Annotated in this window: 6 protein-coding genes; 5 read left to right on the forward strand and 1 reads right to left on the reverse strand. The window is 68.5% G+C overall.

Going from position 1 to position 10,239, the window contains the following annotated elements; all coding sequences use genetic code 11:
* Positions 1-285: 285 nt before the first annotated feature.
* From IH61_RS0106060 to IH61_RS0106080, 5 genes are all read left to right on the forward strand, one after another.
* Positions 286-1,701, forward strand: coding sequence for a PIN-like domain-containing protein (locus IH61_RS0106060; RefSeq protein WP_158844681.1), 1,416 nt, complete (start codon positions 286-288; stop codon positions 1,699-1,701).
* 92 nt (positions 1,702-1,793) lie between these two features.
* Positions 1,794-4,319 (forward strand): ATP-binding protein, encoded by a 2,526-nt coding sequence (locus IH61_RS0106065; RefSeq protein ID WP_031066046.1) that lies wholly within the window; start codon positions 1,794-1,796, stop codon positions 4,317-4,319.
* Positions 4,316-6,085, forward strand: coding sequence for a DEAD/DEAH box helicase family protein (locus IH61_RS0106070; RefSeq protein ID WP_031066050.1), 1,770 nt, complete (start codon positions 4,316-4,318; stop codon positions 6,083-6,085). Before IH61_RS0106065 ends, IH61_RS0106070 begins: the two co-directional genes overlap by 4 nt.
* Positions 6,086-6,097: 12 nt before the next feature.
* Positions 6,098-6,706, forward strand: coding sequence for a hypothetical protein (locus IH61_RS0106075; protein WP_031066052.1), 609 nt, complete (start codon positions 6,098-6,100; stop codon positions 6,704-6,706).
* Positions 6,707-6,979: 273 nt separating this feature from the next.
* Positions 6,980-8,425: a glyceraldehyde-3-phosphate dehydrogenase gene (locus IH61_RS0106080; RefSeq protein ID WP_031066058.1), complete on the forward strand. Its 1,446-nt coding sequence runs from the start codon at positions 6,980-6,982 to the stop codon at positions 8,423-8,425.
* Positions 8,426-8,500: 75 nt separating this feature from the next.
* On the opposite strand, the gene IH61_RS48220 is transcribed toward IH61_RS0106080, so the two are convergent.
* Entirely contained in the window at positions 8,501-10,120 is a 1,620-nt protein-coding gene (locus tag IH61_RS48220; RefSeq protein WP_234327047.1) for an HNH endonuclease, read from the reverse strand.
* Positions 10,121-10,239: the final 119 nt, after the last annotated feature.

The raw sequence follows: 10,239 nt of genomic DNA on the forward strand, positions 1-10,239 counted from the left end.
GCAACAGGTGCCACCAGCAGAACCAGAAGCCTAGGCGACACCACTGACACAGCCCAAAACGCCGCACTCAGCGGCCCGGATTCCTGTCTGCCGACCGTCGGGGCGCCGCGCGATTCAGCCCGGTGGCCCCGGGGCGACTCCCGCCACGGCGACGAAGCACCCGCAGGGCAGGGGGTTGGACGTGCCGGAACTACCAGGGTGACTCCGCTCCGTAATCGCGCCTTGACGGGTCCCGCCCGCGTCGACAGGATGGTGGGCCAGCAGGCAGGGAGGGAGCACGGAAGCGTGGGCCAGGCAGATCTTCCGCTGGTGGAGCAGTTCCGATCCTGGATCCTCCCCGGCGGCGGTGCGGGGGCGGACGACCGGAGGGCGTTCTTCGAGGACGCGCTTGTCGTGCTCGACACCAACGTGCTCCTCAGTCTGTACGAGTACAACCCGGCTGTGCGGAACCAAGTCCTGTCGGCCCTGGCGCAGATTTCCAAGCGCCTCTGGCTGCCGTACCAGGTCGGGCAGGAATTCGTGAGGGGCCGCCGACGGGTGATCATCGAGCGGAGCAAGGAGCTCGGAGACGCGCCGGTCATCATTGACCGCCATCTGCAACAGGCGTCCAAGGCAGTGCTGGATGCCAGCGCGCACGTCAAGCGGCTTCTGGGGAAGTACGCCAATGACGACGCTGCGCAGAGCAGCCTGGACGAGGCGATCAATCAGGCGACGGTCAAGGAACTGCTGGCTGAGTGGCAAGAAGTCCTGAAGAAGCACGCCAAGCAGCTGAAGTCGGGCCATGACCTCCTTCCCGCTGCTGTGGAGTCGGACGATCCCGTGCTGCCGGAGGTGGCGGCGCTATTCGAGGACCGCCTTGCCCCGCCGACGGACTATCCGGTGGTGCACCGCAGGCTGGAGGAAGCGCTGACCTTCCGGTTCCCGAACGAGATTCCCCCGGGATTCGCGGATGCGGGGAAGAAGGGGAAACCCCTGGACCAGGTCGGCGACTATCTCGTCTGGGCTGAAATCCTGGACAAGGCGGCTGACCCCGGAGTGAAGCGGGTTCTGCTCGTATCCGCTGATTCGAAGAAGGACTGGTACGAGGATCTCGACGGCAGGGGCGGGAAGCGCCCGTGGCCGCAGCTCTTCGAAGAGATGCGTCAGCGGACGGGAGCCGAACTCCGGATCGAACAACCGGGGCAGTTCTTCCAGGGGATCGAGGAGTTCCTCGCACCGTCCATGGAGCTCACCACCGCCACCTACGACGAGATCGACCGCGCGTTCGAGGCTGTGGCGCAGCGCAGCGTGGGGACGGCGCCCGCAGTGACGGACGACAACGCCCACGTGGTCACGCCGCCGGACGGCCTGGCCCTGGAGGCGTACCGTGCGGCCGACCTTACGACCCGTACCGTGAGGCAGTTCGCGCAGTCGGAGCGCCACCGGCACTTCCAGTGGTGGCTGATCGGGGTGACGGCCGAACTCGGGCACCGGGTGCCCGCCGACGACGAGCCCCTCGTGGAACTTTTTGCAGCAGTTCGGTCGGAGGTCAGGCCCGCTCCGGAGTGGTATCCCGGAACCGTGCTCGCCCAGGGCGAGTGGCCGTACCGCAGCGATAGCTGGGTAGCGCCCTGGTTCGTCCAGCTGGTGCGAGAAGCCGGTGAGACGGATCGCCGACCGCTGCAGAGGCTCGCTGCGCGCCAGATGCAACCGAGGGCATAGCCGCCCGTGCTCGTGCGGACGGTTCATCACGGGGTGGATGCGCCCGCGTTGCGGACCCACTATTCGAATTCAGACATGGAGCCGACCAGAACATGGCGCACAGGCCGATCGACATCACCCCCGACCCGAAGGTGCTCGTCGCTCTCACCCGCACCCCGATCCTGCCGATCGACGCGCTGAGCGAGCTCATCGACAACGCGGTCGACTCCTTCCGGACCGCTGCGACCTCGGGGGCCCCCTCAGCGGTCCGCCAGGTGATCATCGACGTTCCGGGGCCTGCCGAGGTCGCGCGCGGCGAGGGGATGATCCGCGTTCGCGACACCGGGCCGGGCCTCACAGAGGAGCAGATCGGCGATTCGATGCGGGCCGGCTACACCTCCAAGAACCACTTCGACACCCTGGGCCTCTTCGGCATGGGGTTCAACATCGCTACCGGAAAGCTGGGGCGCATCACCCGGGTGGTCTCCGCCCGAGAAGAGGACGACCACGCGGTCCAGGTCACGCTTGACCTACCTGAGCTCATGCAGTCCCAGACCTTCACCGCGCGGGCTGAGCAGATCGAGAAGCCGCCGGGCCTGCGCCACGGAACAGTCGTGGAGATCCGGGACTGGTGGCCTGACGGCGACGCGAACAGCGGCTTCATCCGCGAGCTCGCGAGGATGCCGAAGAAGACTCTGCGCAGCCGTCTGGGGAGGCGGTACGCGACCCTGCTGCGCCCGGGGGCAGCCAATCCGGTGGTCATCACTGTCAACAACGAGCGCTGCCAGGCATTCGAGCACTGCGTGTGGTCGCAGGAGCGCTTCGTGGAGCGGAAGGCCCATGGCAAGATCCCTGCCCGGATCAGCTTCGACCAGGTGATCAGCAGCGCGCGGCGCTGCCTCCACGACGGCACCGACTTCGGCGAGTACGACGCCTGCCCCCGATGCGGCGCGACGGAGAGCCGTGAGATAAGCCACCGCGTGCACGGCTGGGTGGGCATCCAGCGCTTCGACGACCAGAACGACTTCGGGATCGACCTGATCCGCAACGGACGGGCCATCCGCCAGGCCGAGAAGGCGGTGTTCTTCGAGTTCTCCGACGAGAGCACCGGGCGTGCCGAGCGCGAGTACCCGGTGGACCAGCAGTACGGCCGGATCGTCGGGGAGGTCCACCTCGACCAGGTGCCGGTCGACTTCCAGAAGCAGCATTTCCAGCTGGCCTCCGACGAGTGGCAGGAGGCCATCGGATTCCTGCGCGGGGGCTCGTTGCTGCCGAACAACTGGACCGACGGCGAGGTGAACGACACACCTGTGTCCCTGCTCTTCCAGGGGTACCGGAAGGTCCGCAACTTCGGCCGTGGCGACCTGTACATGGGAAAGTACAACCCTGCCAAGGGCAAGGCCGACCGAATCCCCCGGAGCGTCGAGGAGGAGTACTACCAGCGCTTCCTCAACCGCGAGCCCGGCTTCTACGACGATGCGAAGTGGTGGGAGCTCGTCGAGACGGCTGCGGAGCCGCCGATCCAGGTGCTCCCCGAGTGCCCCGGGTGCGCTTTCCAGAACACGCCGACGGCCGAGGAGTGCGGGGGCTGTGGTGAGGTGCTCGACGGGAAGCCGTGCCTGAACGCCGAATGCGGCAGGCAGATCCTGCGCTCCGCGACAGCGTGCCCGAACTGCGGCACGTCCCAGGTGGTCAAGGTCCAGCTGCCTTGGAAGTGCACCTTCTGCATCCAGGAGAACAAGGCCGGAGCAGAGCGCTGCGAGAGGTGCGGGCACGTCAAGGACGCGCCCCACCCGGCCAGCTCCGAGGCGCTGAGCTCTGCATCCGCAGACGTCGAGGAGCTCAGTGCGAAGCAGCTCGCTGTAGTGCTGGCGGACGGGAAGACGAGCAGCCCGCTGGACATTCGGGTGCGTACCACGCACCGGCCGATCCTTCCGGCTTTCGGGCAGGAGGCGGTCCCACTCGTTACCAGTGCGGATACTCGGCAGATCACCGTCTACATCGACCCGACCCACGCGGTGTTCACCGCGATGGGGCTGCGGCCGGAGTTCCTGATCGCGACCGAGGTCGCCCACTTCCTCCACTCCCTGCACCGCAACCTCCAGAGCCGGCCCGGGCACACTGCTGCCGTGCTGACTGCGGAGGTCCTCAAGAAGGGCTGGGGAGACGTGGTGACGGACAGTGCCGACAGTGTCCGGAGCGACATCAAGTCCCTGTTCGACCAGATCACGGAACGGATCCTCAGGGCGCCCCACGCGGACCTCTTCTACGACGAGCTCGACGAGCAGCAGCAGCTCGCTCTCGCGGAGTCGATGATCAAGTCCGGTGCGGATCTCGCGGAGCTCGGGCGGCTCAAGGCCACTGGAGGCTACCTCCGGTACTGCGACCGCGACACGGTCAGTGCCTTCTTCGGCCGCCATGCCGAGGGCTGGTTCAACGGCTTGGTCTGGGAGGACCCGTGGCCCAGCGAGAACGAGGCGAGTCCCGTGATCGCGCGGAAGCTGCAAGAGGACCTCCGGGTCAAGTACCTGCGCTGCCTTGAGGACTGCGCGTCGTACCTCCGCTACGACCAGCCCGAGCGGCTCATCGTCGTCCGTGCGCGGGCTGCCGTCGACTTCCTGGTCGGAAAGCTCGCATGACCCAGCGCATCGTTACCGACCTCAACCTGGCCGGGACGGGCTGGCAGTCCTTCGAGCGGACCGTGCAGCGCCTCATCATGGCCCTCGGGTACTCCGGTGTGCAGCTCGCAGGGGCCAGCGGCGACGGTGGAGCAGACGTCATCGGCAGCCTCAACGGGCGCCGCTGGCTGTTCCAGATGAAGCGGTGGCGGTCTCCGGTGGGGCCTGAAGTCATCGCGCAGACCGTCGATGCCTGTCGGCGCTACGACGCGGAGATCCCGGTCGTCGTCAGCCTGAACGGGTTCGAGGCATCGGTCCGCGCCCAGCAGGAGCAGCTCGCGGCGAAGGGGATCCCCCTGCAGCTGTGGGACCGGCGCACGCTCCAGAAGCAGGCGGAGCGTGTTGCGGACGCGCCGCCTGCGCTGCGGGACCCGGACCGCTTCCAGCTGCGCTCCTACCAGGAGCGGGCCGTAGACGGTCTGATGAACGAGCTCGTGAACGGCGCCCGGAGCGCGCTCATCGTTCTCGCGACCGGACTCGGCAAGACCTTCGTGGCCGCAGAGTTCCACCGCCGGGCCCGCTCCCTACGGTCCGGGACGAAAACCCTGGTCCTCGCGCACCGGAACGAGCTCGTGTACCAGCTTGAGCGTGCGTTCTGGCCGCTGCTGCCGGCTTCTGCGGCGACCGGGGTGTGGAACGGCTACGAGCGGCCCGACACGGAGGCGCTCAACGACCTGGACGTCGTGTTCGCCTGCGTGGACAGCGTCGCCACCGCCGTCAAGGCCGGGCGCGAGCTGCCGGAGTTCGGGCTGGTTGTGGTCGATGAGTGCCACCACCTCGGAACCACGGCCTACGATGCCGTGCTCGGCGAACTGTCCGCTGCCGACGGCGGTGCGTTCCTCCTCGGGATGACGGCGACGCCCTGGCGGCCCGACGGGAAGTCCCTGCAGACCTGGTTCGACTTCCCAGTCGTCGACATCGACATGGTGCGCGGCCTCCGAGAGGGCTACCTCGCCAATGTCGACTACCGGATGTTCACCGACAACATCGACTGGGACGCGCTGGCGGCCGGGCTCGCCGAGACGGCACCAGCGCTCACCCCGCGGGGGATCAATCGCACCGTCTTCATCGACGAGTGGGACGATGCGGTCGTCGACCGCCTCGCTGAGGCGTGGGCCGAGCAGAGGAATCCGCGGGGCATCGTGTTCTGCGGGACCATCGACCACGCCGAGCGGATGGCGGGGCGGATCAACGCGCTCGGATTCACCGGTGCCGAGGTGATCGCCTCGCGTACCGCGCAGGGCAAAGCGGTGGACGCTGCCACCAGGAACCGCATCCTGTGGGACTTCGCGGACGGCCGCACCGGAATCCTGTGCGCTGTAGACGTCCTCAACGAGGGCGTGGACGTCCCGGACGTCAACATCGTGGTCTTCCAGCGGGTCACCCACAGTCGCCGGATCTTCGTCCAGCAACTCGGTCGCGGGCTCCGTCTGGCTCCGGGCAAGGAGAAGGTGGTCGTCCTCGACTTCGTCTCCGACATCCGCCGGTTCGCCGCAGGACTGAGCCTGCAGGAGTCGCTCGGCGCGCGGGGCGGCGCTGCCCGCGACCCCAGAGTGAAGATCGGCAGCGAGGTCAGGTTCATGCGGGCCAACCGCATGGATCAGGAGGGCGAGCAGTTCCTCCGCGAATGGCTAGACGACCTCGAAGCGGTCGAGGACGCCGGGGAGGACGTGCATATCCTCCGCTACCCGCCCGACAGCTCGATCACGGCTGCGGCGAAACGATAGGACTCTCTGAACATGACCGACCAGTACTCCGACCCCACCGCCGACTGGCACCGGCTCAAGCCGGATGCCGCCATCGCGGTCGAGGGTGTCCTCGACCTGCTGAAGAACGGCGACACTGGGACGGACACCCAGAACCTCCTCGACGCCTACCTCTACGCGAAGCGCCTGCTGGCGGAGTCCATGCAGGCCGCTGTGCGGACTGGCCTGCCCGCAGAGTGCGACACCTTCAGGGACCTCCGCGCGCAGCTTGCCGCCCGGATGGCGGACGAGTACGGGGAGCGCATCCCGGAGCGCTATCTGACCGTGCCCTACGGCAGCCGTACCCACGAGGAGCTGTTCTCGATGCTCCTGCAGAGGCTCGGGGAGCCGTTGAGCGCGGCCCTCCTGCGCGTGGTCACCAGGGACTCCGTCCACACTGAGCGCCGTACCCGCGAGCTGCGGGAACTGGGTCTCGACATCGCCACCAGCCGTGAGGGCGGGAGCGACGTCTACACCTTGAGGTCGCTCGAACTCGACACCTCGCTGATCCCCACGATCATCGCCAACAACCTTCGCGACAAGAAGGCGCCCGCTCATGAGAAGGAAGCGGTCATGGCTGTGCTCTCGGAGCAGGCCGGCTGATCCGCGACCCGAGGCCGCCGGGCCGCGTCCGGACACGGTTGTGACGTCGTGCCCGGGCGCGGTCCGTGGGGCCGAACCCGTCGCCGGTCGGGGCTGACGGGGTGGCGGTGATCACCTTCCCCCCGCTGCCCGCGTGCCCACTCCGGGGCGAATGCGCAGGTCGGAGACGTGCGGGCGGCGGGGTCCGGAGGCGGCGGGACGGGGACCGGCCGAAGGGCGGCGGGCGGGCGAAGCTACCATGTGCGCAACACCCTCAGCTCGAAAGATGGACTTGTGACTGTCAACGACGACGTGTTCACGGACTGGAAGAACCGCGAGGAGATCGCGGAGTCGATGATCCCGATCATCGGGCGCCTGCACCGCGAGAAGGACGTCACCGTCCTCCTGCACAGCCGGTCCCTGGTGAACAAGTCGGTGGTCAGCATCCTCAAGACGCACCGCTTCGCCCGGCAGATAGCCGGCGAGGAGCTCTCGGTCACCGAGACCATGCCGTTCCTGAGCGCGCTCACCACCCTGGACCTCGGCCCCTCCCAGATCGACATCGGCATGCTGGCCGCGACCTACAAGGCCGACGACCACGGCCTGAGCGTCGAGGAGTTCACCGCCCGCGCCGTCGCCGGCGCCACGGGCGCGGACAAGCTGGAGCGCCGGGACTGCGGACAGGACGTCGTCCTCTACGGGTTCGGCCGCATCGGCCGCCTCGTCGCCCGCCTGCTGATCGAGAAGGCGTCCGGCAACGGCCTGCGCCTCAAGGCGATCGTCGTCCGCAACAGCGGCGGCGACGACCTGGTCAAGCGCGCCTCCCTGCTGCGCCGCGACTCCATCCACGGCCAGTTCCAGGGCACCATCGTCGTCGACGAGGCGAACAACAAGATCATCGCCAACGGCAACGAGATCACGGTGATCTACTCCAACGACCCCAGCGAGGTCGACTACACGGAGTACGGCATCAAGGACGCCATCCTCATCGACAACACCGGCCGCTGGCGCGACCGCGAGGGCCTGTCCAAGCACCTGCGCCCCGGCATCGCCAAGGTCGTCCTCACCGCCCCCGGCAAGGGCGACGTGCCGAACATCGTCCACGGCGTCAACCACGACACCATCAAGCCGGACGAGCAGATCATCTCCTGCGCCTCCTGCACCACCAACGCCATCGTCCCGCCGCTCAAGGCGATGGAGGACGAGTACGGCGTCGTGCGCGGCCACGTCGAGACCGTCCACTCGTTCACCAACGACCAGAACCTGCTGGACAACTACCACAAGGCCGACCGCCGCGGCCGCTCGGCACCGCTCAACATGGTGATCACCGAGACCGGCGCCGCCTCCGCCGTCGCCAAGGCCCTCCCGGACCTCCAGGCGAAGATCACCGGCAGCTCGATCCGCGTGCCCGTCCCGGACGTCTCGATCGCCATCCTCAACCTCCAGCTCAAGCGCGAGACCAACCGCGACGAGGTCCTGGAGTACCTGCGCGAGGTCTCCCTGACCTCCCCGCTGAAGCGCCAGATCGACTTCACCGACTCGCCGGACGCCGTCTCCAGCGACTTCATCGGCTCCCGCCACGCGTCCATCGTCGACGCCGGCGCCACCAAGGTCGAGGGCGACAACGCCATCCTCTACCTCTGGTACGACAACGAGTTCGGCTACTCCTGCCAGGTCGTCCGCGTCGTCCGCTACATCTCGGGCGTCGAATACCCGACCTACCCGGTCCCGGCGGTCTGACCCGCCCGGCCCCCCACGGTGGGGCGGCGGCCCGCTTCTGCGGACCGCCGCCCCACCGTCGTACCGGGACCCGGTTCAGCCGCTCGCCGGCAGGCGGTTCAGCATGCACAGGGTGCGGTGGTACTCCACGTACGTCTCGTCGACCGGGTGGTCGGGGTGCTGCTGCAGCGGGCCCACGACCTGGTCCCCGTGGGTCTCCCGGACGACGCCCTCGGTGTCGATGTAGATCTCCAGGCCGTCGAAGAGCACGTGGTGGTTCGCGCACAGGCACAGCAGGTTGTGCAGTTCGTCGGGACCGTGGTGGGGCTTTCCCAGGCCACGGATGTGGGCCGCTTCGCTGTAGGGCTTCCGGTTGTAGCGAAGCCGGGTCCGGCAGACCTGGCACCTGGAGCCGTGGATCTCCTTCACCCGGTTCACGATGGCGGAGTTCCGGACGGGGCGGGAGGACTGGACATCCCGCCGCCGGGTGGCCCCGGCCGCGCGCTCAGGGGCGGGGGCGGCGCCGGTCGGCATGGGTTCGTCCTCCGAGGCGTCGTCCGGGTCCTCGTCGATGCCCTCCGCCGTCGTGTACCCGGTCAGTCCCAGGCGGTCGAGCAGGGCCTGAGGGTCGACGTCGTGGAGATAGCGGCTTCGCAGGAGGAGCAGCGCTTCCAGGCGGGTGGCCGGATCCTGCAGCAGCCTGGCGGCGTCCTCGCGCAGGCCGGCCTCCGGCTGGGTGGCGTTGAGGGTTCCCAGCGAGGGCATGGAGTCCGCGTCCGCGCCCACTCCGTGTACCTCCCACAGGCCGCTTCCCCGGAGGTGCCAGAACGGGTACTCCGGCGTGACCTTGGAGCCGGGCAGGCCGTACTCGGAGAGCAGCGGTCCGACGCCGGAACGGAAGTCCGACCAGGGCGCGAGCCGGGGCCCGCCCGCCGCGACGCGAGCGAGCGCCCAGAGCAGCGCGAGGGGCTGGTGGCGGCTCGGCTCCCCGCCGGCGGAGCCGCGGTGGGTCCGGAGCGTCTCGAGCCGGGTGAGCAACTCGGGCCTGGTCATCCGAGGGGTGGCGGCCGCCTGAGGCCGCCCGGACCCGTCGGGCGACGTCGGGCGGCGGGTGGCCGGAAGCCGGTGCGCGATGCGCGCGTAGTCGTTGGCCGACCGGAGCGTGAGCATGCGAAGGGGACGCGGCACCTCGAGTTCGGCCAGGATGTCCAGCGCGGGGAGCGGCTGGGGGAACTCCTCGAAGTCGTCGAGGGCCATGACGTGCGACCAGGTGCTGCCGTTCTCGTCGCGACCCCAGACCGCTTCGGCCACGACCGGACTGGTGAAGAGCCGAACGACCGTCGCGCGGGCGATGAAGCAGTTCCCCGTGTAGAAGAGGACATCGTCGCCGACCCTGCGGCCGCGCAAGGCCCGCACCTTCTCGTTGTTGGCCTGTGACGTCGGGGTCGAGCCCCACAGCCGGGCGACCCCGTCCGGGTACAGGCCGACGAGTGCGTCAGCTTCGGAGCCGATCGCGTTCTGAAGGTCGGAGATCCGGACGCCCTGTCGCATGGACTTGGCGAAGTGCTGCGGTCCCCCGTCCCTGGTGCCTCGGGGCTGGAGGATCAGCTGCGGCCGCTCGCCAACCTGGTCGTTCTCCTCGGCGTCCGGGGCGGAGAGGCCGTGCTTCCAGATGGTCGGCGGTACGTCTTCCTGTGTCGGATCAGCAAGGGCCATGCCGGGAGGATAGTAGGAAGATCCGACAGTGGCGTGTGAGTTACGTGGGATCACGGGTGGTCGTGCTGTCCGTGGTGGGGTCCCGGGCCTGGGGAGGGGGTGTCGGGCGGGGTGGGGGT

Origin of the sequence: Streptomyces sp. NRRL WC-3742 (genome assembly GCF_000720635.1) — a bacterium.
Lineage (GTDB): Bacteria > Actinomycetota > Actinomycetes > Streptomycetales > Streptomycetaceae > Kitasatospora.

Excerpts from the sequence above, each read along its gene's own strand:
- IH61_RS0106065 (WP_031066046.1), top strand. The coding sequence starts at position 1,794 with ATGGCGCACAGGCCGATCGACATCACCCCCGACCCGAAGGTGCTCGTC.
- IH61_RS0106070 (WP_031066050.1), top strand. The coding sequence starts at position 4,316 with ATGACCCAGCGCATCGTTACCGACCTCAACCTGGCCGGGACGGGCTGG.
- IH61_RS0106075 (WP_031066052.1), top strand. The coding sequence starts at position 6,098 with ATGACCGACCAGTACTCCGACCCCACCGCCGACTGGCACCGGCTCAAG.
- IH61_RS48220 (WP_234327047.1), bottom strand. The coding sequence starts at position 10,120 with ATGGCCCTTGCTGATCCGACACAGGAAGACGTACCGCCGACCATCTGG.